The sequence below is a fragment of the Pseudoponticoccus marisrubri genome (assembly GCF_001482405.1).
GTDB classification, from domain to species: Bacteria; Pseudomonadota; Alphaproteobacteria; order Rhodobacterales; family Rhodobacteraceae; genus Pseudoponticoccus; species Pseudoponticoccus marisrubri.
Genome location: NZ_LPXO01000006.1, coordinates 24,535 through 50,925, shown reverse-complemented (window position 1 = coordinate 50,925; position 26,391 = coordinate 24,535). Strand labels below are relative to the sequence as shown.

Here is a 26,391-nt window from a genome sequence, read left to right as displayed (position 1 = left end):
CGGGGGCCGGCCCCTGCGCCTCTCGGCCGCGGTGCCCGAGCTGCCGGTGCGCGACGTGTTCCGCGCGCAGCTCTGGTATCACAAACGACTGGGCTTTCAGATCGGCTGGCATAACCATGCCGGCCGGATCGGCGCCGTGACGCTGGGCGAGTGCATCCTCTTCCTGCGCCAATCCGCCCGGCCCGGCGGCGCGGCCTGGATCTTCGCCGAGGACGTGGACGCGGTCTGGCGCGACTGGGAGGCGCGCGGCGCCGCGCCCGACGGCCCGCCACGGGACATGCCCTGGGGGCTGCGCCAGTTCACCCAGGCCGATCTCTGCGGCAATTGCCTGACCGTGCATCATGACCTGGACGCGCGCGAGTGACGCGGCGGCAAATGCCCGGATCCCGCCACGATCCGCCCGCATTGCCGCCCGATCGCCATGGCAGGATAAGGACGTCCGTAGATGGTTGACGGCTGTACCCCGTCAGTGACCATGGTCAGGTTCCGAGTGTCGTGTTTGCACGGGACCGGGCAGGCGCCCTTGTCGCGCTGCCCGGCCCGCCTGCTTTGCGGCAGCCCGCCCGCGGTGTATGAGATGGCATGGCAACAAAGACCGCTTCGAAATCCCGGCGCAAGCCGGCCGGCAAGTCCAGGGCCGCCCGGCCCTCCCCCCGGCGCTTCCGCCCGGGCCGCTGGTTGCTGCGGCAGGGGCTGCGGCTGGCGCTGGTGGCCGGGATGCTGATGCTGTCGGCGGTGCTGCTGTTCAAGCTGGTCGACCCGCCCACCACCCACACGATCTGGTCCGAGGAACGGCGGCTTGGCGCGGTGGCGCAGGACTGGGTCGCGGTGGAGGACGTGGCGCCGGTGATGCTGCGCGCGGTGGTCGCGGCCGAGGATGCGAATTTCTGCACCCATTGGGGCTTCGACATGGACGCGATCCGCGCCGCCATCGAGGAGGGCGCCGCCCGCGGCGGCAGCACGATCAGCCAGCAGGTGGTCAAGAACGTCTATCTCTGGCAGGCGCGCAGCTATGTGCGCAAGGCGCTCGAGGCGCTGATCACCCCGGCGGTCGAGGCGGTCTGGTCCAAGCGCCGCATCCTCGAGGTCTATCTCAACGTGGCCGAGTTCGACGAGGGCGTATTCGGCGTGAAGGCCGCGGCGCGCCACCATTTCGGCACCTCCCCCGAGGCGCTCTCGCCCCGGCAGGCCGCGCTGCTCGCCGCGGTGCTGCCCAGCCCCAAGCGGCGCAGCGCCTCGCAACCCTCGAGCTTCGTCCAGCGCCGCGCCCGCGCCATCATGGACGGGGCCGCGACCATTGCCGCGGATGGCCGCGCCGACTGTTTCCAGTAGCCCCGCCCTTTCATCTTTCCAAAAATACTCGACCGCGACGCCGCCACGCGCGCCCCGGCCCGGTCGGCTCAGCCCATCTCGAGATAGAGATGATCGTCGGTCGGCCGGTGCTCCTCGGCCAGCACGTATTCTTCCGCGGGCGCCTCCACGATGTCGGAAGGCCAGACCATCGTGTCATGCCCCGAGCCGCCGTAAAGGGTGTCGGGATCGTAATACGCCGTGCCGCTGTCCATCGGATCCTCCAGCTCGGCCATCGGCACGGGGTTGAAGCGGAAATCGTCCTCGACGGTCATCATCTCTCTGCATCTCCTGAAAAGGGTCCTTCGTAATGGCGCCACCCTGGCACGTGCGCGGCCTGCCCGGTATGGCGGCATTCCCGACCCGCGCCCGGGGGCGCGGGCGGGAAAACCCGACTTGCCGCAGGGCCGGGCAGAGGGCAGGGCAGGGCGCGCCGAATGCGTCCATGACGCGCTCCGGGCGCGGTCCGAAGGGCCTTGGGGGCTTGCCATGCGCCCTCTCAGGCGTTAAAGAGCGCGCTGTCGACAAGGCACCAGAGGCCGCGAACGAGGAGCGAGCAGGGTCGGGAATTCACCGGCCCTCTTTGTTTTGCGGCAGGCCACGTGACCAAACGGATCGCGCGCCCGCGCGCGGACGGCACCCCAGACCGGCGGAGACAACCGCCCGGCCAGCATAATGTTTGAAAAGGAACCGAACAGCCATATGGCAAACGCAAGCATGGAGGAGTTCGAGGCCCTCCTGAATGAAAGCCTCGAAATGGACACGCCCGACGAGGGCACTGTCGTCAAGGGCAAGGTCATCGCGATCGAAGCGGGCCAGGCCATCATCGATGTCGGCTACAAGATGGAAGGCCGCGTCGAACTCAAGGAATTCGCAGAACCCGGTGAAGCGCCCGATGTCGGCGTCGGCGACGAGGTCGAGGTCTATCTTCGCGCCGCCGAGAACGCCCGTGGCGAAGCCGTCATCAGCCGCGAGATGGCCCGCCGCGAAGCCGCGTGGGACCGTCTCGAGAAGGCCTATGCCGACGACGCCCGCGTCGAGGGTGCGATCTTCGGCCGGGTCAAGGGTGGCTTCACCGTCGATCTGGGCGGTGCCGTGGCCTTCCTGCCGGGCAGCCAGGTCGATGTGCGCCCGGTGCGCGACGCCGGCCCGCTGATGGGTCTCAAGCAGCCCTTCCAGATCCTCAAGATGGATCGCCGCCGCGGCAATATCGTCGTGTCGCGCCGCGCCATCCTGGAAGAGAGCCGTGCCGAGCAGCGCGCCGAGGTCATCGCGAAGCTGCAGGAAGGCGATGCCGTTGACGGCGTGGTCAAGAACATCACCGAATACGGCGCCTTCGTCGATCTCGGCGGTGTCGACGGCCTGCTGCACGTCACCGACATGGCGTGGCGCCGGGTCAACCACCCGTCCGAGATCCTGTCGATCGGCGAGACCGTCAAGGTCCAGGTCATCAAGATCAACAAGGAAACCCACCGCATCAGCCTGGGCATGAAGCAGCTGCAGGAAGATCCGTGGGACCTGGTGGGCGTCAAGTACCCGCTGGCCTCGGTCCACAAGGGCCGCGTGACCAACATCACCGATTACGGCGCCTTCGTGGAGCTGGAACCCGGTGTCGAGGGCCTGGTCCACGTCTCGGAAATGTCCTGGACCAAGAAGAACGTGCATCCCGGCAAGATCGTCTCGACCAGCCAGGAAGTCGACGTCATGGTGCTCGAGATCGACCCGGCCAAGCGCCGCGTGTCGCTGGGTCTCAAGCAGACCATGCGCAACCCGTGGGAAGTCTTCTCCGAGACCCATCCCGAGGGCACGCAGGTCGAGGGCGAGGTCAAGAACATCACCGAGTTCGGCCTGTTCATCGGTCTCGAAGGCGATATCGACGGCATGGTGCACCTGTCCGACCTGAGCTGGGACCAGCGCGGCGAGGAAGCGATCCAGGAATACCGCAAGGGCGACATCGTGCAGGCGGTGGTCTCCGAGGTGGATACCGAGAAGGAGCGCATCTCGCTGTCGATCAAGGCGCTGGGCGGCGACAAGTTCGCCGAGGCGACCGGCGGCGTGCGCCGTGGCTCGATCGTGACCGTCGAGGTCACCGCGATCGAGGATGGCGGCATCGAGGTGGAATACGAGGGCATGAAGTCCTTCATCCGCCGCTCCGACCTGTCGCGTGACCGCTCCGAGCAGCGCCCCGAGCGTTTCTCGGTCGGCGACAAGGTGGATGTCCGCGTCACCAATATCGACATGAAGACCCGCCGCCTGGGCCTGTCGATCAAGGCGCGCGAGATCGCCGAGGAAAAGGAAGCCGTGCAGCAGTATGGCTCCTCCGATTCGGGTGCGTCGCTGGGCGACATCCTTGGCGCGGCGCTCAAGGGCGACAACTGAGCCCGCCCGCCGTCAAGGCACTGACAGATCAAGGGGGTCCCGCGCAGGCGGGGCCCCTTTTTCGTGGCCGTGTGGTGAGGCGATCGTGATGCGGGGCGGGGCAGAATCCGCTCGCCCGGCGGCCGGGATTTTGCTTAGCTCGTCCAGCCATGGGAAAAGCTGGAGTTGATGCAGATGAAGACCTTCCGTGCCGTGATGCTGGGGGCGGGCCTTGTCGTCCTGCCCGTCGCGGGGCTGGCGCAGGCGCCAAGCGCGCCCTCGCCCGGTGGGCTGTCGCTGGAGATGCGGGCCGTGACCGTGCAGGGCCAGAGCCAGTTGCGGGGCCGGTTCGGCGACGCCTGGAGCGCCAACGAGGTGCGCGAACGCGCCGCGCAGGCCTGTGTCGAGGGCGGCATGGGGCTGGTCTATTTCCAGCCCCGCGACACCGACCGGCGCGGCCGGACGGAGTTCGTGGCCGTCTGCCAGTAGCCCCGCCCGGGGCCGCCCCCATGTCCTGCGACATGCCTCCTCGGACCGCGGCGCCGCGCCGCGGCAGGGGGCCGAATCGTGCCTTGCCGGCCTGCTGGCAGGGGGCGGGATCGGCGCGCCGGATGCGGCCGCAAAGGGCGTTTGCGCGATTCGCGGATGCAAAGCGCTGCAAACTATACGTTTTCCCCGAGAAGCACTGTTTCCGAAACACCTCTCTGCGCGTATAGTCCGACAAGGACCGGGTATCGCGGCATCGGGGGATAGCGTGTCATGATCAGATCGGAACTGATCCAGAAGATTGCGGACGAGAACCCGCATCTGTATCAGCGTGACGTGGAGAGGATCGTGAACACGATCTTCGAAGAGATCACCAATGCCATGGCCCGGGGCGACCGGGTCGAGTTGCGGGGCTTCGGGGCGTTTTCGGTCAAGAAGCGGGACGCGCGGATCGGCCGGAATCCCCGTACGGGGGAATCGGTGGCGGTCGAGGAAAAGCACGTGCCCTTCTTCAAGACCGGCAAGCTGCTGCGGGACCGACTGAACGGGAAATGAACTGATGCGCTACATTCGTTATGCGTTCCTGGCGGCGCTGGCCGTGATCCTTGTGACGCTGGCCCTGGCCAATCGCGGCGCGGTGACGCTGAACACGCTGCCCTCGGGGCTGGCCAGCTTCCCGGGCATCGAATGGCTGGCGATCTCGGTCGAGCTGCCGCTCTTCATCGTGATCTTTGCCGGCATCGTGCTGGGCCTGCTGATCGGTTTCATCTGGGAATGGCTGCGCGAGTTCAAGCACCGCAGCGAGGCAGCGAAGCGCAAGGGCGAGGTGCGCCAGCTGGAGCGCGAGCTGCGCAAGACGCAGGCCGAGCGCGACAAGGACAAGGACGAGGTGCTGGCCATCCTCGACCAGTCCAGCTGACCGCCGGGGGCGCGCGCGCCCCGCTATTTCGGAAAGGCTCCAGATGCGCGACATCCGGGTGAAGATCTGCGGCTTGTCGCGGCCCGAGGACGTGGTCGCGGTGGCCGAGGCCGGCGCGGCCTATTGCGGCTTTGTCTTCTTCGAGAAGAGCCCGCGCAACGTGACCCCGGAGCAGGCCCGCGCGCTGGCGCAGGAGGCGCCGGTCGGGCTGGCCAAGGTGGCGCTGGTGGTCGATGCCGAGGACCGCGTGCTGGACCGGATCGTCGACACGGTGCCGCTGGACATGCTGCAATTGCAGGGCGCCGAGACGCCCGAGCGCGTGGCCGCGCTCCGCGCCCGTCACGGCCTGCCGGTGATGAAGGCGGTGGGGCTGCGCGATGCCGCGGACCTCGGCCAGCTGGCGGAGTATGAGGCGGTGGCCGACCAGCTGCTGGTGGATGCCAAGCCTCCGCGCGACGCGGCGTTGCCCGGCGGCAACGGGCTCTCCTTCGACTGGCGGCTGGTGGCCGGGCGGCGCTTTGCCAGGCCGTGGATGCTGGCCGGCGGGCTGACCGCCGACAACGTGGCCGAGGCCATCGCGATGACCGGCACGCGGCAGGTCGACGTCTCCTCCGGGGTCGAGGCGGCGCGCGGCGTCAAGGATGCCGCGAAGATCCGCGCCTTTGTCGAGGCCGCCCGCAGCGCGCAGCCCGTGCCGCGGCTCTAGCCTAAAGCAACGTCAGAACGCGCTCGGGCGGCCGCCCGATCACCGCGCGCTCCCCGGCGATCAGCACCGGGCGCTCGATCAGTTTCGGCTGCCGCGCCATGGCGGCGATCAGCGTCGCGTCCTCCATGTCGCGCGACAGGCCCATCTCGCGGAAGGCGGCCTCTTTCGGGCGCATCATCGCGATCGCGGGCAGGTCCAGCGCGCTCTGCAGCGCCCGCAGCTCGGCCTCGGTCGGCGGGTCGTCGAGGTAGCGGCGCAGGGTGAGCGGCGCGCCGGCCTCCTCCAGCAGCGCCAGCGCGGCGCGGCTTTTCGAGCAGCGCGGGTTGTGCCAGAGGATCAGGTCCATGCCGTGCGCCCCGTGCCGACCGCATCGGCGACATTGGCAAAACCGTCCCGCGCCAGCAGCTCGTCCAGACCGCGCGCGATCTCGGCGCCCAGCCCCAGCCCGCCATAGACCAGCGCGGTGTAGAGCTGCACCGCCGAGGCCCCGGCGCGGATCTTTTCATAGGCCTGCTCGGCCGAGCCGACCCCGCCCACGCCGATCAACGGCAGGCGCCCCTCGGTCAGCGTCGAGAGCTGCGCCAGCACGCGGGTCGCGCGCTCGAAGAGCGGCTGGCCGGAGAGCCCGCCCGCCTCGCCGGCATGGCGCGAGCGCAGCCCGACCCGCGACAGGGTGGTGTTGGTGGCGATCACCCCCGAGACGCCGCTTTCCAGCGCGACCTCGGCCACGTCCTCCAGCGCCGCGGTGTCGAGATCCGGCGCGATCTTGAGAAAGACCGGGATCGGCCGCTCCAGCCCGTCGCGCTCCGCCATCACCCCGGCCAGCAGCGCCGACAGCGCCGCCTTGCCCTGCAGGTCGCGCAGCTTCTCGGTATTGGGCGAGCTGACATTGACCGTGGCGAACTCCACCAGCGCACCGCAGCGGGCCAGCACCGCGGCGAAATCCGCCGCGCGGTCGGGGCTGTCCTTGTTGGCGCCGAGGTTCAGCCCCAGCACAAGGTCGCGCGGGCGCGTGGCCAGCCGGCCGGCAATCGCCTCCATCCCGTCATTGTTGAAGCCGAACCGGTTGATCGCGGCGGCGTCCTCGGTCAGGCGGAAGAGCCGCGGGCGCGGGTTGCCCGGCTGCGGCCGCGGCGTGGCGGCGCCCACCTCGACGAAGCCGAACCCGGCGCGCGACAGCCCCTGTAGCGCGGTGGCGTTCTTGTCGAACCCTGCCGCCAGCCCGACCGGGTTGGGCAGGTTCAGCCCTGCGACCTGCGTGCGCAGCCGCGCGGAGGTGACCAGCCCGGGCGCCGCGGCGGCCCCGGCGCGCAGCGCCTGCAGCGCCAGCCCATGCGCCGCCTCGGGGTCCATCCGGCGCAGAAGCACCATGCCGGCACGTTCGAACAGGTTCATGCGAACCCGTCGGGAAAGCGATGCGCCCCGTCCTCCAGCGGCAGGGGCTGGCACCAGACCACGTCCGCCAGCCGCAGAGGTCCGTAGAGATGCGGGAAGAGCGCGCCCCCGCGCGAGGGCTCCCAGCGCAGGGGATCGCCCATGCGGTCGGTCTCGAGCGCGGCAAGGAACAGGCCGTCATCGCCGGCGAAATGCTTGGCCGCCGTCTCGCGCGCCTGCTCGGCGGTCGAGAAGTGGATGTAGCCATCGGCGATGTCGACCGGCGCGCCGCGGGTCTCGCCCGCGTCACGCAGCGCCTGCCATTCCGCGGCGCGCAGGATCTTGTAAATCAGCATGGCTGCGGTGATGCCGCGCCCTCTGCCCGCGGTCAAGCCGCCGCCGTCATGGTGGCGTCACGAATCCCTGCCAGAGGTCACGTCAGGCTTTGACTCTCGGCGCGCGCCGGGGTCTGCTGAGGTATAACGTCGATCCACAGAGAGGGAATTTCCATGTCGCGTCTCCTGATGACCGGCACCGCCGCCCTGGCCCTGATGGCCGGGACCGCGCAGGCCGACTACACCTTGCACGTCATCCACATCAACGACCTGCACAGCCGCATCGAGCCGATCAACAAGTATGATTCGACCTGCGGCGCCGAGGACAATGCCGCGGGCGAGTGCTTTGGCGGCTACGCCCGCGTAGCCACCAAGATCGCCGAGCTGCGCGAGGAGCTGTCCGGCGAGAACGTGCTCGTGCTGGATGCCGGCGACCAGTACCAGGGCTCGCTGATGTACACGACCTACAAGGGCGATGTCGAAATCGAGATGATGGAGAAGATCGGCTTCGACGTCATGGCCGTGGGCAACCACGAATTCGACGACGGCCCCGAGGGGCTGGTCAAGCTGCTGGACGGTGTCTCCTTCCCGGTGATCTCGGGCAATCTCGATGTCAGCCAGTCCAACGTGCTGTCGGGCAAGCTGGACAACCACGCGGTGATCGAGGTGGGCGGCGCGCGCATCGGCATCATCTCGGCGCTGGCCACCGACACGGCCGAGACCTCCTCGCCCGGCGAGGCGGTGATCTTCCAGGACGAGATCGAGAGCCTGCGCGCCGATGTCGAGACGCTGCAATCCGAGGGCGTCGACAAGATCATCGCGCTGACCCATGTGGGCGTGCGCAAGGACATGGAGATCGCCGAATCGGTCGCCGGTGTCGACCTCGTGGTCGGCGGCCACTCGCACACGCTGTTCTCGAACACCGAAGAGGGGGCCATGGCCTACCCGACCATGGTGGGCGACGTGCCCGTGGTGCAGGCCTATGCCTATTCCAAGTATGTGGGCCATCTCGTGCTGACCTTCGATGACGCGGGCAACGTGACCGAGGCCTCGGGCGACACCATCCTGCTGGACGCCTCGGTGGAAGAGGACGAGGAGATCGTCGCCCGGGTGGCCGAGCTCGCCGGTCCCATCGAGGAGATGAAGACCCGCGTCGTGGCCGAGGCGGCCGAGGCGATCAACGGCGACCGCGCGGTCTGCCGGGCGATGGAATGCACCATGGGCAACCTCGTCGCCGATGCCATGCTGGCCCGGGTGAAGGACCAGGGCATCGACGTCGCGATCCAGAACGGCGGCGGGCTGCGCGCCTCGATCGACGCGGGCGAGGTCACCATGGGCGAGGTGATCACCGTGCTGCCCTTCCAGAACACGCTGTCGACCTTCCAGGTCAGCGGCGCCACGCTGCTCGAGGCGCTGGAAAACGGTGTCGGCCAGGTCGCCGACGGCGCCGGCCGCTTCCCGCAGGTCGCGGGCATGTCCTTCACAGTGGACCTGGGCCAGGAGCCGGGCAGCCGGATCTCGGATGTCAGGATCGGTGGCGCGCCGCTCGACCCCGAGCAGACCTATGGCGTGGTCTCCAACAACTACGTGCGCAATGGCGGTGACGGCTACGGCATGTTCCGTGACGCCGAGAATGCCTATGATTACGGCCCCGACCTCGCCGACGTGACCGCCGAGTACCTGGCCGAGAACGCGCCCTACCAGCCCTATACCGATGGCCGGATCACCGTGAAGGAGTGACCCGCCCCTCGGCACGCGCGGTTCCAGTGCCGCGCGTGCCCCGCACGGGGTCCGGAGGTTTCGACCTCCGCCCTTTGCTCGGGCGATTGCGATTTTGGAGATCGTGGATCTGAGTATTTTCGGAAAGATGAAAGCAGGGTCGCGCGCCTTTCATCTTTCTCCAAATACTCCCGCCGGAGGCCTCGGCCTAGAGCCGCTCTCCGGGCAGCCGGGCGGCCTGTCCGACCCAGTCCACGAATTGCGGCATGTCCAGCCCCGGCGTCTCGTGAATGTCGAGATAGCGGACCTTCGGGTGTTTCGAGCGCCCGGGCGGGCGGGGTGCGAGGTCGGTCCCGTTCAGGAAGGTCACCTTCACGTACCTGGTGAAACAGTGAAAGGAGAGGAACCAGTGGATCCCGTTGCAGCCGTAGAAGGGCGAGTTCCACTTGACTGCCTTCTGCACCTCGGGAACCGTTTCTGTGATCAGCCGGTCGAGCGTCTCGCCCAGCGGGCGTTTCCAGCCCGGTATATGCGCGATATAGGCCTGCACCGGTGCCTCGCCCGTGCCTTTCGGGATCTGCGGGTTGCCGCCCGAAAGCAGCTTGACCGTGGCCGGGGCGGTCCAGGTCATGCGGGCTCCTCCGGGCCCAGTCTGCCATGGAACCGCGCGCCACGCTACTCCGTCGAGATGAGCACCGCCTCGACCCGGCGGTTGGCCTCGCGCCCGGCTTCGGTCAGGTTGCTGGCCACCGGCGACAGGTAGCCGACCCCGGCGGCGCCGATCTGGCTGTCGGGGATGGCGTGGCGGTCGCGCAGATAGGCCACGGCCGCCTGCGCACGCCGGCGTGATAGGGCCTGGTTGCCCTCGAGCGAGCCCACGGCATCGGTATGGCCCACGAAAAGCACGCGGCGGGCGGGGTTGTCCTGCAGGTAGGCGGCCAGCGCATCCAGCGAGGCGACCCGGTCGTCCCCCAGTGCCGCGGCGCCTGTCTGGAAGACGAGATCGTCGAGGATGACATGCCCCGCGCTCTCCAGCGCCGCGATGATGTCTCCCTTTCGCGCGGGCGGGGCGGGGGGCGCGTCGGCGCTTGTGTCGCCCCCGGAGGCGGCGCCGCCCGCGCGGATGATCTGCACATAGGCCTTGCCGGAGTCGCGGCTGGCGAGCAGCGAGATGGCCCCCTGCGGCGCCAGCGCCGAGACGAAATGATAGCGCGCGAGGTCGACGAACATCTCGGGCGCCGGCAGCACGGTGGTGGCAAAGCGGAAGTCGAACCCGCCGCAGGTCCGGGCCGCGCAGTCGAGCACGATGTCATAGCCCGCCGCGACCAGCGCATCGCGCAGCGGCTGGACCAGCTGAAACGGTGTCAGGCCGGTGCCGTCGATGCGCCAGGCTTCGACCCGGACCGCGCCCTCGATCCGGCGGGTCGGCAGGCCCTCGCCCGCGCGCCACGGGCCGACGGGCAGCAGGTAGACGCCCGGATCCTGCGTGGTGGCAAAGCTGCGCTCGGCATCCGCAGGCAGGGCGAGATCCTGTGCAAGCGGCGCGCCGGTCGATATGCAGAGCGCGGTGGCCACGGTGGCAAGCCGCTTCGAAGCGGCTTGCAGAAGCGGTTTCGAAACCGCTTTCCCAACGCGTTTGCAAACGCGTTGACCAAGGCCCTTCGAAGGGCCTTGCCCGCGCGGGATCCGACCGGCCGGCAAGGGGCTAGCGCGCCTGCCCGTGATAGGCGTCGTTGGGGCGCATCGCGGTGGCGCTGGCCACGCGGTTGGTCATGTTGAAGAACCCCGCCACGTTGGCGATGTCCCAGATGTCGCGCTCGGAGAACCCCGCGTCGCGCAGCGCCTCGCGGTCGAACTCGGCGATCTCGGAGGAGGCGCGGGTCATCTTCTCGACGAAGAACAGCATGCTGCGCTGGCGATGCGTCAGGTCGGCCACGCGCCAGTTCATCACCAGCATCTCGCCCAGGGCGGGATCGCCCGAGAGTGCGCGCACCGCGGCGCCATGCGCCGTCAGGCAGTAGTAGCAGCGGTTCACCGACGACACGACCACGGCGATCATCTCGCGTTCGAGCTTGCTCAGCCCGCTCTCGGCCAGCATCAGCTCGTTGTAGAGCGCGGTGAAGGCGTTCAGCTTGTCGATGTCGAAGGCATGCGCCTTGAGCACGTTCGGCACCATGCCCAGCTTCTCCTGGCAGATGTCGAAATATTTCTGCGTCTCGGGCGGCAGCGGGTCCACCATGGGCAGGTTGAGCGCGGTGGGCAGATCGTCTGTCACGTGTCCTCGCTTTCGGCGGGTTGCAGGATACGGTAGTGGTACCCGCCCACCTTCTCCATCTGCAAGGCGGCATAAAGCCCGTTCGCCGCCACATTTGCCTCGGTGGCCTGCACCGACATCCAGCGCGCGCCCTTGCGCAGCGCCCAGTGCGCGGCGCAGCGCATCATCCAGGCACCCAGCCCCTTGGCGCGGTGCTGCGGCGCAATCTCGAGCGCGTGCACCATGGCGATCCCGTCATGCAGCGCGCAGAAGCCCACCCCGGCGGGCTTGTCGCTGACCCGCCCGAAGAGCCCCGTCTTGGGCGGCGCGGTACGCTCCATCACGTTCTGGCGGGCTGCGTCGATGCCGCCGGCCTCCCAAAGCTCGCGCATGATCGCCAGCGGCTCCCAGATGGTGAAGGCGGTGACCGGCGGCAGGCGCCGGTCGGTCAGCCGGTCGATCGGGCAGAGCCAGAGATTGACCGGGTCGATCAGGTCATAGCCGGCGCGGTCCAGCGCGCGGTCGAGATCCTCGTCGCCCGGCCGGATCATGAAGAGCGCCGGCTGGCCCATCAGCCGCATGGCGGTCTCGGCCGCGCCCAGATCATCGTCGCGCCACGGCCCGCGTGCGGTGGTGGCCGAGACGCGCTTGCCGCCGCCGCGCCCCTCGCGCAGGCACCAGGGCCCGGCCGAGACCTGCGTCGCCGCGGGCCAGGTGGCGTCCAGCGTGGCGAAGAGGCGGGGCAGGTCCGGCGCGGTCATGACCGGGTCCGCTTATTCGGGGAAGGCGGCGGAAAGCCGGGCCATGGCGGCGTCGATCCGGGCGCCATCGGTGCCGCGGATCACGATATTGGCGCCGAAGGCCCCGTCCTTCTGGAACGGGTAGGAGCCGAATTGCAGGTCGTCGAACTCCTCGGCGAGCACGCGCAGCGGGCCCGCGATGTCGCCCTCGCCGCGCTGGATGCGCAGGTTCTGGCTGAGCAGCGGCTGCCCGCCGGTGACATGCGGCAGCAGGCTGGCCACCATGGCCTGGAAGATCGCCGGCACCCCGGCCATCACATGCACGTTGCCCAGCGAAAAGCCGGGCGCGGCCGAGACCGGGTTGTCGATCAGCGTGGCGCCGTCGGGGATGCGGGCCATGCGCAGGCGCGCCTCGTTGATCTGCGTGCCCTGGCGTTCGTAATGCGCCTCGAGCACGGCGCGCGCATCGGCGCGCACATCGATGCCCACGCCGAAGGCCTCGGCCACGCAATCGGCGGTGATGTCGTCATGGGTCGGCCCGATCCCGCCCGAGGTCACCACCAGGTCATGCGCGTCGCGCAGCGCATTGAGCGCCGCTACGATGGCTGGGCGGTCGTCGCTGACGATGCGCACCTCGCGCAGATCGACACCGTGCTTGGTGAACTCGCCGGCCAGGTAATGCATGTTGGCGTCCCGGGTCCGGCCCGAAAGGATCTCGTCTCCGATCACCAGCATGGCGGCGGTGGGATTCGGCATCGGCGGCATCTCCTTGGTTCGCATGCGTGGAACAGGTATAGGGCCGCGATGATGCGCTTTCAAACCCCGCTGATACCAGCCATCCTTTTGCGCCGCTACAAGCGTTTCCTCTCGGAGTGCCGCCTTGAGGACGGGCGCGAGGTCGTGGCCCATGTGGCGAACCCCGGATCCATGCTGGGCCTGGCAGAGCCGGGCCAGCGGATCTGGCTGGAGCTGAATGACGACCCGCGCAAGAAGCTCGATTGGGCCTGGCGGCTGGTGGAATTGCCGGATGGTCATTTCGTCGGGGTCGATACGGGCGTGCCGAACCGACTGCTGCGCCGAGCGCTTGCGGCGGGCGCGGTGCCGGGGCTGGAGGGGTATGAGAAGGTCCGGCCCGAAGTGCGTTTCGGCGAGAGGAGCCGCGTCGATTTCCTGCTGACGGACCCGATGCGGCGCGCGGCCTATGTCGAGGTCAAGTCGGTGACCCTGTCCCGTCAGGAGGGGCTGGCCGAGTTTCCCGACAGCGTGACGTCACGCGGTGCGCGGCACCTCGCCGAGCTTGAGGCGATGGTGGCACAGGGTCACCGTGCCGTGATGCTCTACGTCCTGCAGCGCACCGATTGTGACCGCTTCGCAGTCGCGGCCGACCTGGACCCGGCCTATTCCGCGGCCTTCGCACGTGCCCGCGAGGCGGGGGTCGAAGCGCTTTGTATCGGCTGCCGCCTGTCACCCGACGGGATCGCGCTTGCCGGGCGGGTCGCATGCCTGCCATGACCTTGGTGCGTGGCGGCAAGACCTTTCGAAAGGTCTTGCTGACGCGATTTGAAAATCGCGTGGAAAGCGGCTTCGAAGCCGCTTGATCCAAGCCGCTTCGAAGCGGCTTGCCGCCCGGACCTGGCTGTTCAGCCCGGAAAGATGCGCGCCATTTCCCGGTCGAACCGGTCCCAGCTCATCGTGGCCTTGTTGCCGGCATAGCCGTGGTAGTAGGACTTGCCGGACGCGGTCGGCAGGCCGGCCCAGATCTTGGACAGGTTGTGCATGAAGGCGTGGCGCGACAGGGTGCCGCCGCGGAAAGCGGCCATTCCGGCCTCTGCCAGCAGGCGGTCGGCCAGCCGGTCCTGCACGGCCGGCGAGAAGCGCGCCGTGGTCGAGAGCCCCTCGGCCCTGACCAGCCGGCGCAGGGTGGGCGGAATGAACTGGTAGCGGCCGATCGCGTGGGGCTGACCCGGGGTCTCGCGGATCCATTCATAGATCTCGCCGATGGTCATCGCTGTCGGCGGTCGGTCCGGGCGCCGCGTGGCGCCGTATTGCACCGCGTCATAGCCCTTGGCGCCGGCCTCGGCCGAGGCGATCAGGCTGCGCAGCCGGGCCACCGGATCCCCGGACGCCAGCGTGGCGCGCAGACCCTGCGATGCCGGCGCACGCGGCTGCACCGGTGCAAAGAGCGAACCCGCGCCCCGCCCGCTGAACAGGCTGGCCTGCGTGCTGGCCGCCGGTGCACCGGACAGGTCGACCAGCGGCGCGCGCCCCGCGGCGGCGGCCGAGAGGAAGACCGAGACCGGCTCGGCCAGCGCGGCGCGCCCGGACAGGAAGACAAGACATATCAGCGCCAGCGCGGCGCGGCCTGCATTCTGCATGCTCACCTCGAAGAAATCCCGGTTCAGGATGCGCGCAGCCTGCCATGGCCGCGTTGAGAAACCGTTTCCGCGGATCGGCAAAAGAAAACCCCGGCGCGAGCCGGGGCGAGGTGGCCTGGAGACAGGCTGGGGAAGAACAACGGGGGCGGGCTACCAGGCCTGCGGGCCCTTCTCGGCAAAGGCATGCACGAGGAAGTCGATGAAGGCGCGTACCTTGGGCTGGGTGAAGCGGCCCGGCGGGTAGACGGCATAGATGCCCTGCGTCTCGACGGGCAGGTCCGGGATCACGTCCTCGACCAGCCCCTGCTGCATGGCATCATGGAACAGGAAGGAGGGCAGGTAGGCGATGCCCAGCCCGCCGATGCAGGCATTGAGCAGCGATTGCCCGTCATTGACCGTCAGCCAGCCGGCGGTGCGCACCTGCCGCTTCTCGCCCGAGGGGGCGGTCAGCTTCCAGACATTGCCCGAGGACTGGTTGGAATAATGCAGCAGCTTGTGTTCGTTCAGGTCGTCGATCCGCTGCGGGCGGCCGAAACGTTCGAAATAGGCGGGCGAGGCGATCATCCGCTTGGTCGTCTCGGTCAGCTTGCGGGCGCGCAGCGTGCTGTCCTCCAGCTCGCCGATGCGCACCGCCATGTCGAACCCTTCCGAGATCAGCTCCACGTAGCGGTTGTTCAGTACCATGTTCACCGTGATGTCGGGGAACTCGGCCAGGAAATCGCCGAGCACCGGCGACAGGTGGTTCACGCCGAAATCCGTGGCCACGCTGATCCGCAAGAGCCCGGACGGCGCCGATTGCATCGAGGTGACCAGCGCGTCGGCCTCGCCGGCATCGTTGAGCACGCGCCGGGCGCGGTCGTAATAGGCCAGCCCGATCTCGGTCGGCGAGACGCGCCGCGTGGTCCGGTTCAGCAGCCGCGCGCCCAGACGTGCCTCGAGCGACGAGACATGCTTGGACACGGCGGACTTGGAGATGCCCATCTTCTTGGCCGCATCGGTGAAGCCGCCCTGGTCCACCACGGTCGCAAAGGCCTCCATCTCGGTCAGTCGGTCCATTCCCGGCTCCTCGTGTCGTCGTTTCTTTGCAGACCGGTATGGCGGCAGACTGGGGCGCAACTTTGGCAGGGGGCCGACAATAAAGGGGAAATGCAGCGGCTGTCCGGCAGGTCGAAACAACGGCGCCGGCGCGTGCTGGCTGCGGGGCCGTGGCGTGCTATCTTTCCCTTGGGGCAGGTTGATGCCCCGAGCTTGGGAGGATCCGATCATGAAACCGTTCCTGTCCGCGCTGGCCATCGGCGCGCTCGTCTCCACCGCCGCGCTGGCCGAGCGCACGCCCGCCCCCGAAGAGGCCTCGGTCTATTTCATCGGGCTCGAGGATGGCGCCACCGTCTCGGCCCCGGTGACCGTGCGGTTTGGGCTGAGCGGCATGGGCGTGGCCCCGGCCGGGGTCGAGGCCGAGAATACCGGCCATCACCATGTCTTCGTCAACCGCCCGCCACTGGGCGAGGCCGAGGGCGACGAGGCCTTGATGGAGACGGGCATCCCCTCGGATGACAACCACCGGCATTTCGGGGGCGGCCAGACCGAGGTGACGCTCGACCTGCCCGCGGGCACGCATACGCTGCAGCTGGTGATGGGCGATCATTTCCACGTGCCCCATGATCCGCCGATCGCTTCGGAGCACATCACCGTGACGGTGGAATAGGTCCGCGCTTAAGCTTGGGCTATCGGCCGGGTCCGGCTGTCTTGGGCCTCTTTGCGTTGGCCGGCGGCCCGCACGACCAAACCCCTCGCTCACGCAGGGAGCGGGCGACGCACGCAGCGAGCGCATCGCACAGCAAAAAGGCCCCCGGCGGCGATGCCACCGGGGGCCTGTCAATGATGCTATTTCAATAGGCGGACGCCGTTACGCCGCCTTGCGGTTGTGGCGGCCTTCCTCGACCTCCTCGACGATCTTCGAGACGAAATCCTTCAGATCGTTCGGGTTGCGGCTGGTCACGATGCCGCTGTCGGCGATGACGGGCTCGTCCATCACACGGGCGCCGGCGTTTTTCAGATCGGTGCGGATCGACGGATAGGCCGTCATCTCGCGGCCGGCCACGATGTCGGCCTCGATCAGCACCCACGGTCCGTGGCACACGGCGGCGATGACCTTGCCTTCCTTGGCAAAGGCGCGCACCAGCGCGATCACGCTGTCCTCGACACGCAGCAGGTCGGGGTTGATCTGGCCGCCGGGAATTACAAGCGCGTCGTATTGCGTGGGATCGGCATCGGCGACCTTCAGGTCGGCCTCAGCCTCACGGCCCCAGTCGCTGCCTTCCCAGCCCTTGATCGCCTTGCCGTCCAGCGTGGCCACGTGGACTTCGGCGCCCTTGGCGCGCAGCTGGTCACGCGGGAATTCCAGCTCCGACTGTTCGAAACCATGGGTTGAGATGATGAGGATCTTGGACTCGGCAATGCTGGGCATGTCGGCCTCCTTTCGAAAACGATGGGTCACGGGCACGCGGCCCGTCTCTGCCGTCCCAACACCGCCACGGGCGCTGGGTTCCGAAAGAAGCGCAGGCGGTGGCCACGCGCGGCCCGAGCCCCGTCTGCCGCAGGCAGAGGGCGAGATATCCTGCGCGGCCGCAGGCCGCACCGGCCGGTAACAGCCCCGCGGCCGGTCAGAGAGTGGCGGCCAGCCGCGTGCCCTGGTCGATGGCGCGCTTTGCATCCAGCTCGGCCGCCACGTCGGCGCCGCCGATGACATGCACCGCGACGCCCTGCGCCTCCAGCGCGTCGGCCAGCGCCCGCTCCGGGACCTGCCCGGCGCAGAGCACCACCGTGTCGCAGGCGATCAGCTCGGGCCGCTCGCGCGCCTCGCCATGGGAAATATGCAGCCCCTGAACATCGATGCGCTCGTAATTTACGCCGGCCTTCATGGTGACGCCCTTCATCTGCAGCCCGGCGCGGTGGATCCAGCCGGTGGTCTTGCCCAGCCGCTTGCCGGGCTTCTCGGCCTTGCGCTGCAAGAGCGTCACCTGCCGCGCGGGCGGGCCGGGCTGCGGACCCTCGGGGGCCAGGCCCGAACGCGCCGCATCCGGGTCGGTCACGCCCCATTCGCGCATCCACTCTGGCAGGCTCTCGGTCGCGCTCTCGCCGTCATGGACAAGGAATTCCGCCACGTCGAAGCCGATCCCGCCGGCGCCCACCACCGCCACGCGGGGCCCGACCGGCGCGCCGCCGGCCAGCACCTCGGCATAGCCCAGCACGTTCGGCCCGTCCTGCCCGGGGATCTGCGGATCGCGCGGGCGCACGCCCGTGGCGATCACCACCGCGTCGAACCCGGCCAGATCGGCGGCCCCGGCCTCTGTCTCCAGCGCGCAGGTCACGCCGCGCTCGGCCAGCATGGTCTCGAACCAGTCGACCAGCCCGTGGAACTCCTCCTTGCCGGGAATGCGGCGCGCCATGTTGAGCTGCCCGCCGATCCGTGCCGCCTTGTCGTAGAGCGTGACCGCGTGGCCGCGCTCGGCCGCGGTCAGGGCGGCGGCCAGCCCCGCCGGGCCCGCCCCCACCACGGCGATGCGGCGCGCGGTCTCGGCCGGGGTCACCACCAGCTCGGTCTCGAAGCCCGCGCGCGGGTTCACGAGGCAGGAGGACACCTTGCCGGCGAAGGTATGATCGAGACAGGCCTGGTTGCAGGCGATGCAGGGCGCGATCGTCTCGGCCCGCCCGGCCTGCGCCTTGGCCACGAACTCCGCATCTGCGAGGAAGGGACGCGCGAGGCTGACCATGTCGGCGCAGCCCTCGGCCAGCACCTCCTCGGCGACCTCGGGCGTGTTGATCCGGTTCGAGGTGATCAGCGGCACGCCCACCTTGCCCATCAGCTTTTTCGTCACCCAGGCAAAGGCCGCGCGCGGCACCGATGTCGCGATGGTGGGCACGCGCGCCTCGTGCCAGCCGATCCCGGTGTTCAGGATCGTGGCACCGGCCGCCTCGACGGCCTGCGCCAGCTGCACCACCTCGTCATGGGTCGAGCCGTTGGGCACGAGGTCGATCATGGACAGCCGGTAGATCACGATGAAATCGTCGCCCACCGCCTCGCGCACGCGGCGCACCACCTCGACCGGCAGTCGCATCCGGTTCTCGTAGGAGCCGCCCCAGCGATCGGTGCGCTTGTTCGTGTGGGTGACGAGGAATTGGTTCAGGAAATACCCCTCGGAGCCCATCACCTCGACCCCGTCATAGCCCGCTTCGCGCGCGCGGGCCGCGGCGGTCGCGATATCGGCGATCTGCTTCTCGATCCCGGCCTCGTCCAGTTCCCTGGGCGGGAAGGGCGAGATGGGGGATTTCACCGGCGAAGGCGCCACGCAGTCGGGGCCATAGGCATAGCGGCCCGCGTGCAGGATCTGCATGGCGATCTTGCCATCCGCCGCGTGCACCCGGTCGGTCACGACCCGGTGGTTGGCGATGTCCTGCGTGGTATAAAGCCCCGCCGCCCCAGGAAAGACCCCGCCCTCGGGGTTGGGGGCCATGCCGCCGGTCACCATCAGCCCGACACCGCCGCGGGCGCGCGTGGCGTAGAACTCGGCCACCCGGTTCCAGTCGCCGCGTTCCTCGAGATTGGTGTGCATCGAGCCCATCAGCACACGGTTCTTCAGCGTCGTGAAGCCCAGGTCCAGCGGGGCCAGCATATGCGGGTATCGGGTCATGGTCGCGCGCCTCCCTTGCGTGGCGCCGACCCTCACACGCCCGCGGCCGCGCTGTCACCTTGAAACGTGGCGTCACGGGGGCCGGGTTGCGCCTGTCGAAACAGGCTTCCCCAACCGCGCCCGGCGGCTATCCTGTCGTCATGGCGTTCCGACTCCTCATGCCCGAGACCCGGCCGGACCATGCGCGCATGTCCGCCTTGCTGCATGACTACTATGTCGACATCGTCGCGGGGCTGGTGGCGCTGGGCGGGCCGGATGTGCCGCCGGCCGTGCCGGTGCAGGATTTCTGGGACCATGTCGACGACTTCCTGCCGCCGCGCGGGCGCATCTGCATCGGCGTCGCGCCGGATGGCCGCTGGCTGGGCTGCGGCACGCTCTCGGCACTGCCCGGCGCACGGGGCGAGCTCAAGCGGCTCTTCGTGCGGCCCGAGGCGCGCGGCACCGGGCTGGGCCGTGCGCTGGTGGAGCGGCGGTTGGACGAGGCGCGCGCCATGGGGCTGAAGACGATCCTTGTCGATACGCTGAGGCATACCGCGGCGATGCAGGCGCTCTACCGCTCGCTGGGCTTCCGCGAGATCGACCGCTATCCCGAAAGCAGCACGGCCAATACCTTCCCCGAACTGCGTCCCCACATGCTCTATTTCCGCATGGATCTCTGAGGTTCAGGGCACGCGGGCCACGACCAGCCGGCTGGGCGGGCGCGCGGGGTAGTCGCCGGTCTCGACGATCTCGAACCCGGCGGTGGCGATCTGCTGCTCCAGCCCCGCGGTCGACAGGAAATGGATCGGCCGCGGTGCCTTGCCGAAAAGCTGCAAGGCCGCGATGAGCGGACGGTAGTGATGCTTGCCGGCAATGCAGGGCGTCTTGGAGAGGAACATCCCGCCCGGCCGCAGCCCCTGCCGGATCGTGCCCAGAAGGTCGGGCAGGTCGGTCACGAGGTGCAGCAGGTTGAAGGCGAGGATCGCGTCATGCGTGCCTGGCCGGATCGCGTCGGCAGCCCCGGCGACCTCGAAGCGCAGCGAGGCGGGGCAGTCCGGCTTGGCGCGGGCGATCTCGATCATGGCGGGCGACAGGTCGGTGGCGGTCATGCGCCGCACCCCGCCAACGAGCGCCAGCGCCGTGGTCCCGGTGCCGCAGCCCAGTTCCAGCACGTCCCATTCCGGGCGCAGCCAGTGGCGCACCCGGTCGAGCGTGTCGGCATAGGCTTGCGGGTCGCTGACCTGCCGCGCGGCATAGCGATCCGCGATCCGGTCCCAGAAAGTGGCGTCGGCCATGGTCAAGCTCCGTTCCCGCTGATGGCCGGATCATAGGGCAGACCACCCTTCGCGCCCATCCCGAAGGGGCGTTCACCGCTTCTGCACGGTTGCATGGATCGCCGGGGGGCGAGGGCGCCACCCCCCCGGGATGCGGTCACTCGGCCGCGTCGCGCCGCGGCAGCACCCAGTCGGCGCGCGGGAAGTGGCAGGTATAGCCGCCGGGATAGCGCTGCAGGTAATCCTGGTGCTCGGGCTCGGCCTCCCAGAAATCACCCACCGGTTCGACCTCAGTCACGACCTTGCCTGGCCAGTGGCCCGAGGCCTCGACATCGGCAATCGTGTCCAGCGCGACCTGCCGCTGGTCCTCGTCCACGTAGTAGATGGCCGAGCGGTAGGACATGCCGATATCGTTGCCCTGCCGGTTCAGCGTGGTGGGGTCGTGGATCTGAAAAAAGACCTCGAGGATCTTGCGATAGCTGATCGTTTCGGGGTCGAACAGGATCTCGATCCCCTCGGCATGGGTGCCGTGGTTGCGGTAGGTGGCGTTCTTCACGTCCCCGCCGGTATAGCCCACGCGGGTGTCCTTGACCCCGGGCAGCTTGCGGATCAATTCCTGCATGCCCCAGAAGCAGCCCCCGGCCAATACGGCGCGTTCGGTTGTCATGTCACGTCCTCCAGTTGACGAATGGCCTGATCGAACCTTGCGAACTGGACCTGGAAGAAGCGGATTGCTTCCGGCCAGGTGCGCCGCAGGGCAAGACAGGCGTTCCGATTGTCCTTCCTGAACAGGTAGCCCTTGGCCGCCTGTCCGCTTCCCTGACCCATGACCGTGCCAAGCGCCGCGGTCAGCGCGTCGGCATGGCAGGTCACCCAGTGGGACGCCGCTTCGGTCCGGGCCTTCATGTAGACCGACACCTTGTCCTCGGAGACCGAGAACACCAGCGCCAGGTCGTCGCGGTCACCGAGGGCGGCGATCCGCCCCCAGCTTGACCGGGTCGAGCGGATGCCCGTCTCGTCGTCCAGCATGCGGAACAGCTCTGCCCGCAGACCGGCGCGGTCGGATGTCATTCCACGTCCTCGACCTGGTCGATATACTGGCCATAGCCCTCGGCCTCCATGTCCTCGCGCGCGATGAAGCGCAGCGCGGCCGAGTTGATGCAGTAGCGCAGCCCGCCCCGATCGCTCGGCCCGTCGGGAAAGACATGGCCCAGGTGGCTGTCGCCATGGGCCGAGCGGACCTCGGTGCGGATCATGCCGTGGCTGGTGTCGCGCAGCTCGACAATATTGTCAGGTTCGATGGGTTTGACGAAGCTCGGCCAGCCGCAGCCCGATTCGTATTTCGCGGCCGAGGCGAAGAGCGGCTCGCCCGAGACCACGTCCACGTAGATCCCGGCGGCCTTGTTGTGCAAATATTCGCCGGTGCCCGGCCGCTCGGTGCCCGAGCGCTGGGTGACGTGGAACTGCTCGGGGGTCAGGCTTTCGATAACCTCCGGCCGTCGTTCGTATTTTGCCATGTGCATCCTCCGATCGCCTGCGCCCGGCGGGCGCGTCTATCTTGCCATAATAGATGGTGTTTGGCGGCGTAAATCAAACCCGGCAGCGGCTGTCCTCACGTTGCCTTGCGCCGGGCTTGCGCGGATCGGTGCGCGCTGCCATGTAACCGGTGAGTGACAGCCCTTTTTCTCCCAAGGAATTGCGGGCCGGCGCTCCGGGCGCTGGGATGGCAGCTCAGCGCCCGTCAAAGCGCCTTGAGGCGCCCGACGGCCCAGCGGGCCGCATCGGCCACCGCCGCATCATCATCTTCGCAAAGCGGCTGCACCGCCCCGGTCAGGGAGGGATCCGTGGAATTGCCGATCGCGTAGGCGACGTTGCGCACGAAACGGTCGCGCCCGATCCGCTTGATGGGCGAGCCCGAGAAGTGCGCGCGGAACCCGGCATCGTCCAGCTTGGCCAGTTCGGCCAAAGCCGGCGCGCGCAGATCGTCGCGGGCGTGGTATTTCACCTCTTCGGCGCGGCGGGCGAACTTGTTCCACGGGCAGACGGCCAGGCAGTCGTCGCAGCCATAGATCCGGTTGCCCAGCCCCGGCCGCAGCGCCGCGTCTACCGGGCCGCGATGCTCGATCGTCAGGTAGGAAATGCAGCGCCGCGCATCCAGCTGGTAGGGCGCCGGGAAGGCGTCGGTCGGGCAGATATCCAGGCATTTGCGGCAGGATCCGCAGTGATCGGTCTCGGCCGCGTCGGGGGGCAGCTCCAGCGTGGTGAAGATCGCGCCGAGGAACAGCCAGGAGCCCAGCTCGCGGCTGACGAGGTTGGTGTGCTTGCCCTGCCAGCCCAGGCCCGCCGCCTGCGCCAGCGCCTTTTCCGGCACCGGCGCGGTGTCGACAAAGACCTTGATCTGCGGCGCCTCGCCCGTCTTGGCCTCGGCTTCGGCGATCAGCCAGCGGCCCAGCCGTTTCAGGCGTTTCTTGACCACGTCGTGATAGTCGCGGTTCTGCGCGTAGACCGAGATCGCGGCGCGGTCGCGCTGGCCCAGCACGTCCAGCGGGTCATGGTCGGGGCCGTAATTCTCGGCCAGCATCAGGACGGACCGCGCCTCGGGCCAGAGCGCGGTCGGATCGCCGCGCCAATGCGCGCGCTCGGCCAGCCAGCCCATCTGCCCGTGATAGCCGCGGGCGAGAAAGGCGCGCAGCCGGTCCATCACCTGGGGCACGTCGCCGGGCCGGCAGAGGCGGGCCCCGGCAAAGCCCACCTGCCGCGCCTCTGCCAGAAGCCGGGACTTCAGCGACAGCGGGTCCGGTGCGGTCTCAGAAGTCGAGATCGGCATAATGCGCCGGTGGCGGAAAGCCCGGCACCTGGTCGGCAAGGATGTTGCGGAAGGCCGGGCGCGACTTGATCTTGGCGTACCAGTCCTTGACCACTTCGGAGCGGTTCCAGTCCACGTCCGAGATATAGTCCAGCGCCGACAGGTGCGCGGCGGCGGCGAAATCGGCCAGCGTCATGGCATCGCCGGCCAGCCAGCGGCGGTGATCCAGCAGCCATGCCATGTAATCCAGATGGTACTTGATCGCCTTGGCGCCGGATTTCACGTTTCCCGAATCCGGGAAACCCGCCTTCATCACCTTCTTGTTCACCCGCTCGTAGAGCAGTTTCGACGTCACCTCGTGGTGGAACTTGTCGTCGAACCACGACACCAGCCGGCGCACCTCGAACCGCGCATCGGCCGAGCGCGGCATCAGCGGCGGGTCGGGATACTTCTCCTCGATCCATTCGCAGATCGCCCCGGATTCGGCCATGATCTTGCCGTCGATGCGCAGCACCGGCACCTTGGCGGCGGGGTTGCGGCGCAGGAAATCGGGGTCCTTCTCCCAGTAGCGCTCCTCGACCAGCTCGCACTCGATCTTCTTTTCAGCCAGCGACAGGCGGACCTTGCGGCAGAACGGTGACAGGGGAACGTGGTAAAGCTTGGCCATCAAAGGTTCCGAACGGGGAGGGGGTAAGACGGGCCTTCTTTGCCGTGAAAAGGGGCGCGTTTCAAGCGGTCGGGCGCCCGGGGCCTTTCCCACGGCGCCGACCCGCCGTATCGTGGCCGCCATGGACCATCCGTTGATCGACCTCATCACCGCACGGATCCGCGCCGCCGAGAAGGAGGGCGCCTTCGACAACCTGCCCGGCGCGGGCAAGCCGCTGCCGCGCGAGGACGATCCCGACAGCTCGATCATGGGGCGGATCCTGAAGCAGAACGGCGCCGTGCCCGAGGCGGTCACCCTCAGCCGCGAGCTGGCCCGGCTGCGCGAGACCCTGCGCGACACGGCGGACCGGGACCGCCGTGCGCAGATCCTGTCCGAGATCGCGGTGCTGCAAACGCGGCTCGACCTTGCGAAATCGCGCGGCTGAGCTTGGACATTGCCGCGGGGCCGTGCCACTGTCGCGCCGAAGATCGAAGAGGGCGCCCGATGGTCACGGTCCAGGAACAATACGAAGCCTATCCCTATCCCGAACGTGATCCCAAGGACGAGAAGAAGCGCCTGATCACCGGCTCGCCCTCGCATCCGCACGAGATCGACCATTTCCTGTTTGCCGGCCAGCGCGACTGGTCACAGCCGCTGCGCGTGCTGGTGGCCGGCGGCGGCACCGGCGACGGGCTGATCCAGCTGGCCACGGTGCTGGCGCATCACAAGCGCCCGGCCGAGATCACCTATCTCGACCTGTCCGGCGCCTCGCGCAAGGTGGCCGAGGCGCGCGCCAAGGTGCGCAAGCTGGACATGATCCGCTTCGAGACCGGCTCGCTGCTCGATGCGGCCGAGTATGGCCAGTTCGACTATATCGACTGCTGCGGCGTGCTGCATCACCTGCCCGACCCGGCGGCGGGGTTCCGGGCGCTGCGCGCGGCGCTGGCGCCCGGCGGCGGGCTGGGCTTCATGGTCTACGCGCCTTACGGGCGGTCCGGCGTATACCCGTTGCAGCAAGCCTTCGACACGCTCTTTGCCGGCCTGTCGCCCAAGGAGCGGCTGAAGGCCGCGCGCGGGCTGGTGCGCGATCTGCCCGAGGGGCATCCCTTTGCCGTCAACAGCAACCTCGTGGATCACAAGGCCAGCGATGCGGGGTTCTACGACCTGCTGCTGCACGGGCAGGACCGGGCCTTCACCGCGCCCGAGCTGCTGACGATCATGGACGAGACCGGGTGGCGGCTGCAGAGCTTCTGCACGCCTGCGCTTTATGACCTGTCGCGGCTGACGAAGATCCGCCCCGAGGGGCTGGGCGAGGCCCAGGCGATGGGCGCGGCCGAGAAGCTGCGCGGCGTCATCAAGCTGCATGTCGGCTATGCCGTACCGTCCGAGGACATGCGCAAACCGGCCACGGCCACCAACCGCGCGCTGATCCCGCATCTGCGCGGCGCCCCCGCGGCGCGGCTGGCGCAGGAGGTGGCGCAGGTCGGCACCGTGCCGCTGACCCTGCACGGGATCAAGACCAGCCTGCGGCTCCCGCGCGAGGCCGCGCCGCTGATCGCCGGGATCGACGGCGTGCGCAGCCTGTCCCAGATCGCGGCCGGGGCGGGCATGGACGCGCTGACCTTTGGCAGCCACTGGATGAAGCTCGAGCGCGAGCTGGCGTCCTGGGGCCTGCTGCTCTATTCCGGCCTCGGCAAGGGCTGAGCGGTCATGTGCGGACGGTTCGCCATCACCCTGCCGCCCGATGCCATGGCGCAGATGTTCGAGGCGGTGCCGGCCAACGACCTGCCCGAGGTGCCCAATTACAATGTCTGCCCCACCAACCGCATCCACGTGGCCCATACCCTTGACGGGCAGCGGCGGCTGGCGGCGATGCGCTGGGGCTTCATCCCGCATTGGTACAAGAAACCCAATGACGGCCCGCTGCTGATCAATGCCCGTGCCGAGACGGTGGCCGAGAAACCCGCCTTCAGATCCGCCTGCCGCGAGCGGCGCTGCCTCGTCCCGGCCAGCGGCTTTTTCGAATGGACCAAGGATGGCCAGGACAACCGCCTGCCCTGGTACATCACGCGCCGGGACGGCGACCCGCTGGTCTTTGCCGGGATCTGGCAGGACTGGTCGCGTGAGGAGGAAGAGCACCGCACCTGCGCCATCGTGACCTGCGCCGCCAGTGACGAGATGTCGGCCATCCATCACCGCATGCCCGTGGTGCTGGAGCGCGCCGACTGGGCCAAGTGGCTGGGCGAAGAGGGCAAGGGCGCGGCCACGCTGATGCAGCCCGCGCCCGAGGGCAGCTTGCGCTGGCATCGCGTGCCGGTCGAGGTCAACTCCAACCGCGCCCGCGGGCCGCAGCTGATCGAACCGATGGAGGGCTGAGCC

At 68.7% G+C, this 26,391-nt stretch carries 33 protein-coding genes; 14 read left to right on the top strand and 19 right to left on the bottom strand.

From position 1 onward, the window contains the following. Positions 1-31 precede the first annotated feature (31 nt). Positions 32-364, top strand: a complete 333-nt coding sequence (locus AVJ23_RS11360; RefSeq protein ID WP_240484621.1) for a VOC family protein — start codon at positions 32-34, stop codon at positions 362-364. A gap of 218 nt (positions 365-582) precedes the next feature. Beyond that, positions 583-1,332, top strand: a complete 750-nt coding sequence (mtgA, locus tag AVJ23_RS11355; RefSeq protein ID WP_058862316.1) for a monofunctional biosynthetic peptidoglycan transglycosylase — start codon at positions 583-585, stop codon at positions 1,330-1,332. A gap of 68 nt (positions 1,333-1,400) precedes the next feature. Here mtgA and AVJ23_RS11350 read toward each other — a convergent pair whose 3' ends face one another. Then, the gene (locus tag AVJ23_RS11350; protein ID WP_058862315.1) at positions 1,401-1,628 is read right to left on the bottom strand and encodes a hypothetical protein; all 228 of its coding nucleotides are present in this window, start codon (positions 1,626-1,628) and stop codon (positions 1,401-1,403) included. Positions 1,629-2,052: 424 nt separating this feature from the next. Here AVJ23_RS11350 and rpsA point away from each other — a divergent pair, with 424 nt between their 5' ends. The 5 genes from rpsA to AVJ23_RS11325 all read left to right on the top strand — a co-directional run bounded on the left by rpsA (position 2,053) and on the right by AVJ23_RS11325 (position 5,819). Continuing rightward, positions 2,053-3,729, top strand: a complete 1,677-nt coding sequence (gene rpsA, locus AVJ23_RS11345) for a 30S ribosomal protein S1 (RefSeq protein WP_058862314.1) — start codon at positions 2,053-2,055, stop codon at positions 3,727-3,729. 174 nt (positions 3,730-3,903) lie between these two features. Continuing rightward, entirely contained in the window at positions 3,904-4,197 is a 294-nt protein-coding gene (locus AVJ23_RS11340) for a hypothetical protein (RefSeq protein ID WP_157772667.1), read from the top strand. Positions 4,198-4,467: 270 nt separating this feature from the next. Continuing rightward, the gene (ihfB, locus tag AVJ23_RS11335) at positions 4,468-4,749 is read left to right on the top strand and encodes an integration host factor subunit beta (protein WP_058862312.1); all 282 of its coding nucleotides are present in this window, start codon (positions 4,468-4,470) and stop codon (positions 4,747-4,749) included. 4 nt (positions 4,750-4,753) lie between these two features. Continuing rightward, positions 4,754-5,113 (top strand): LapA family protein, encoded by a 360-nt coding sequence (locus AVJ23_RS11330; protein WP_058862311.1) that lies wholly within the window; start codon positions 4,754-4,756, stop codon positions 5,111-5,113. Between the two features lie 43 nt (positions 5,114-5,156). Then, positions 5,157-5,819, top strand: coding sequence for a phosphoribosylanthranilate isomerase (locus AVJ23_RS11325; protein WP_058862310.1), 663 nt, complete (start codon positions 5,157-5,159; stop codon positions 5,817-5,819). A gap of 1 nt (position 5,820) precedes the next feature. Here the strand turns inward: AVJ23_RS11325 and arsC are convergent, their stop codons facing one another. Genes arsC through AVJ23_RS11310 form a run of 3 tightly spaced genes read right to left on the bottom strand, consistent with a single transcriptional unit; the run spans position 5,821 to position 7,549 of the window. Continuing rightward, complete coding sequence (arsC, locus tag AVJ23_RS11320) at positions 5,821-6,165, bottom strand: arsenate reductase (glutaredoxin) (RefSeq protein WP_058862309.1); 345 nt, start codon at positions 6,163-6,165, stop codon at positions 5,821-5,823. After that, on the bottom strand, positions 6,156-7,214 hold the full coding sequence (locus AVJ23_RS11315; RefSeq protein ID WP_058862308.1) for a quinone-dependent dihydroorotate dehydrogenase: 1,059 nt from the start codon (positions 7,212-7,214) through the stop codon (positions 6,156-6,158). Before AVJ23_RS11315 ends, arsC begins: the two co-directional genes overlap by 10 nt. Continuing rightward, positions 7,211-7,549, bottom strand: a complete 339-nt coding sequence (locus tag AVJ23_RS11310; protein WP_058862307.1) for a DUF952 domain-containing protein — start codon at positions 7,547-7,549, stop codon at positions 7,211-7,213. The genes AVJ23_RS11315 and AVJ23_RS11310 overlap by 4 nt, the downstream gene beginning before the upstream one ends. Before the next feature lie 153 nt (positions 7,550-7,702). On the opposite strand from AVJ23_RS11310, the gene AVJ23_RS11305 reads away from it, so the two are divergent. Next, complete coding sequence (locus tag AVJ23_RS11305; RefSeq protein ID WP_058862306.1) at positions 7,703-9,268, top strand: bifunctional metallophosphatase/5'-nucleotidase; 1,566 nt, start codon at positions 7,703-7,705, stop codon at positions 9,266-9,268. Positions 9,269-9,455: 187 nt separating this feature from the next. Here the strand turns inward: AVJ23_RS11305 and AVJ23_RS11300 are convergent, their stop codons facing one another. From AVJ23_RS11300 to AVJ23_RS11280, 5 genes are all read right to left on the bottom strand, one after another. Beyond that, on the bottom strand, positions 9,456-9,878 hold the full coding sequence (locus AVJ23_RS11300; protein WP_058862305.1) for a DUF1801 domain-containing protein: 423 nt from the start codon (positions 9,876-9,878) through the stop codon (positions 9,456-9,458). 44 nt (positions 9,879-9,922) lie between these two features. Beyond that, complete coding sequence (locus AVJ23_RS11295) at positions 9,923-10,822, bottom strand: OmpA family protein (RefSeq protein ID WP_058862304.1); 900 nt, start codon at positions 10,820-10,822, stop codon at positions 9,923-9,925. A gap of 130 nt (positions 10,823-10,952) precedes the next feature. Then, positions 10,953-11,522 carry a peroxidase-related enzyme gene (locus AVJ23_RS11290; RefSeq protein ID WP_058862303.1) on the bottom strand — a complete coding sequence of 190 codons (570 nt, stop codon included), beginning with the start codon at positions 11,520-11,522 and terminating at the stop codon, positions 10,953-10,955. After that, entirely contained in the window at positions 11,519-12,262 is a 744-nt protein-coding gene (locus AVJ23_RS11285; RefSeq protein WP_058862302.1) for a GNAT family N-acetyltransferase, read from the bottom strand. Before AVJ23_RS11285 ends, AVJ23_RS11290 begins: the two co-directional genes overlap by 4 nt. A gap of 12 nt (positions 12,263-12,274) precedes the next feature. Beyond that, on the bottom strand, positions 12,275-12,997 hold the full coding sequence (locus tag AVJ23_RS11280; protein ID WP_058862529.1) for a competence/damage-inducible protein A: 723 nt from the start codon (positions 12,995-12,997) through the stop codon (positions 12,275-12,277). Between the two features lie 51 nt (positions 12,998-13,048). Here AVJ23_RS11280 and sfsA point away from each other — a divergent pair, with 51 nt between their 5' ends. Continuing rightward, on the top strand, positions 13,049-13,753 hold the full coding sequence (gene sfsA, locus AVJ23_RS11275; protein ID WP_058862528.1) for a DNA/RNA nuclease SfsA: 705 nt from the start codon (positions 13,049-13,051) through the stop codon (positions 13,751-13,753). A gap of 128 nt (positions 13,754-13,881) precedes the next feature. On the opposite strand, the gene AVJ23_RS11270 is transcribed toward sfsA, so the two are convergent. Together AVJ23_RS11270 and AVJ23_RS11265 are read right to left on the bottom strand one after the other, a co-directional pair. Continuing rightward, on the bottom strand, positions 13,882-14,616 hold the full coding sequence (locus AVJ23_RS11270; RefSeq protein WP_058862527.1) for a lysozyme family protein: 735 nt from the start codon (positions 14,614-14,616) through the stop codon (positions 13,882-13,884). 150 nt (positions 14,617-14,766) lie between these two features. Next, positions 14,767-15,672 carry a LysR family transcriptional regulator gene (locus AVJ23_RS11265; RefSeq protein ID WP_058862301.1) on the bottom strand — a complete coding sequence of 302 codons (906 nt, stop codon included), beginning with the start codon at positions 15,670-15,672 and terminating at the stop codon, positions 14,767-14,769. A 208-nt stretch (positions 15,673-15,880) separates the two neighbouring features. Between AVJ23_RS11265 and AVJ23_RS11260 the strand changes: the two genes are divergently transcribed. Continuing rightward, positions 15,881-16,321: a DUF4399 domain-containing protein gene (locus AVJ23_RS11260; RefSeq protein ID WP_058862300.1), complete on the top strand. Its 441-nt coding sequence runs from the start codon at positions 15,881-15,883 to the stop codon at positions 16,319-16,321. Positions 16,322-16,522: 201 nt separating this feature from the next. Here AVJ23_RS11260 and AVJ23_RS11255 read toward each other — a convergent pair whose 3' ends face one another. Together AVJ23_RS11255 and AVJ23_RS11250 are read right to left on the bottom strand one after the other, a co-directional pair. Continuing rightward, entirely contained in the window at positions 16,523-17,083 is a 561-nt protein-coding gene (locus AVJ23_RS11255) for a type 1 glutamine amidotransferase domain-containing protein (RefSeq protein WP_058862299.1), read from the bottom strand. A gap of 196 nt (positions 17,084-17,279) precedes the next feature. Next, positions 17,280-19,307 carry an NADPH-dependent 2,4-dienoyl-CoA reductase gene (locus tag AVJ23_RS11250; protein ID WP_058862298.1) on the bottom strand — a complete coding sequence of 676 codons (2,028 nt, stop codon included), beginning with the start codon at positions 19,305-19,307 and terminating at the stop codon, positions 17,280-17,282. A 140-nt stretch (positions 19,308-19,447) separates the two neighbouring features. Between AVJ23_RS11250 and AVJ23_RS11245 the strand changes: the two genes are divergently transcribed. Beyond that, entirely contained in the window at positions 19,448-19,966 is a 519-nt protein-coding gene (locus AVJ23_RS11245) for a GNAT family N-acetyltransferase (protein ID WP_084794511.1), read from the top strand. 3 nt (positions 19,967-19,969) lie between these two features. Here the strand turns inward: AVJ23_RS11245 and AVJ23_RS11240 are convergent, their stop codons facing one another. The 6 genes from AVJ23_RS11240 to fzlA form a co-directional block, all read right to left on the bottom strand. Continuing rightward, complete coding sequence (locus tag AVJ23_RS11240) at positions 19,970-20,581, bottom strand: class I SAM-dependent DNA methyltransferase (protein ID WP_058862296.1); 612 nt, start codon at positions 20,579-20,581, stop codon at positions 19,970-19,972. A 136-nt stretch (positions 20,582-20,717) separates the two neighbouring features. Then, complete coding sequence (gene msrA / locus AVJ23_RS11235; RefSeq protein ID WP_058862295.1) at positions 20,718-21,227, bottom strand: peptide-methionine (S)-S-oxide reductase MsrA; 510 nt, start codon at positions 21,225-21,227, stop codon at positions 20,718-20,720. Continuing rightward, the gene (locus AVJ23_RS11230) at positions 21,224-21,631 is read right to left on the bottom strand and encodes a hypothetical protein (protein ID WP_058862294.1); all 408 of its coding nucleotides are present in this window, start codon (positions 21,629-21,631) and stop codon (positions 21,224-21,226) included. Before AVJ23_RS11230 ends, msrA begins: the two co-directional genes overlap by 4 nt. Further along, entirely contained in the window at positions 21,628-22,077 is a 450-nt protein-coding gene (msrB, locus tag AVJ23_RS11225) for a peptide-methionine (R)-S-oxide reductase MsrB (protein ID WP_058862293.1), read from the bottom strand. Before msrB ends, AVJ23_RS11230 begins: the two co-directional genes overlap by 4 nt. 224 nt (positions 22,078-22,301) lie before the next feature. Next, on the bottom strand, positions 22,302-23,387 hold the full coding sequence (gene queG, locus AVJ23_RS11220; RefSeq protein ID WP_058862292.1) for a tRNA epoxyqueuosine(34) reductase QueG: 1,086 nt from the start codon (positions 23,385-23,387) through the stop codon (positions 22,302-22,304). Next, positions 23,368-24,033 (bottom strand): FtsZ-binding protein FzlA, encoded by a 666-nt coding sequence (gene fzlA / locus AVJ23_RS11215; RefSeq protein ID WP_058862526.1) that lies wholly within the window; start codon positions 24,031-24,033, stop codon positions 23,368-23,370. Before fzlA ends, queG begins: the two co-directional genes overlap by 20 nt. 121 nt (positions 24,034-24,154) lie before the next feature. Between fzlA and AVJ23_RS11210 the strand changes: the two genes are divergently transcribed. Genes AVJ23_RS11210 through AVJ23_RS11200 form a run of 3 tightly spaced genes read left to right on the top strand, consistent with a single transcriptional unit; the run spans position 24,155 to position 26,388 of the window. Beyond that, positions 24,155-24,457, top strand: coding sequence for a DnaJ family domain-containing protein (locus AVJ23_RS11210; RefSeq protein WP_058862291.1), 303 nt, complete (start codon positions 24,155-24,157; stop codon positions 24,455-24,457). 59 nt (positions 24,458-24,516) lie between these two features. Beyond that, positions 24,517-25,716 (top strand): class I SAM-dependent methyltransferase, encoded by a 1,200-nt coding sequence (locus AVJ23_RS11205; RefSeq protein WP_058862290.1) that lies wholly within the window; start codon positions 24,517-24,519, stop codon positions 25,714-25,716. 6 nt (positions 25,717-25,722) lie between these two features. After that, on the top strand, positions 25,723-26,388 hold the full coding sequence (locus AVJ23_RS11200; protein ID WP_058862289.1) for an SOS response-associated peptidase: 666 nt from the start codon (positions 25,723-25,725) through the stop codon (positions 26,386-26,388). Positions 26,389-26,391: the final 3 nt, after the last annotated feature.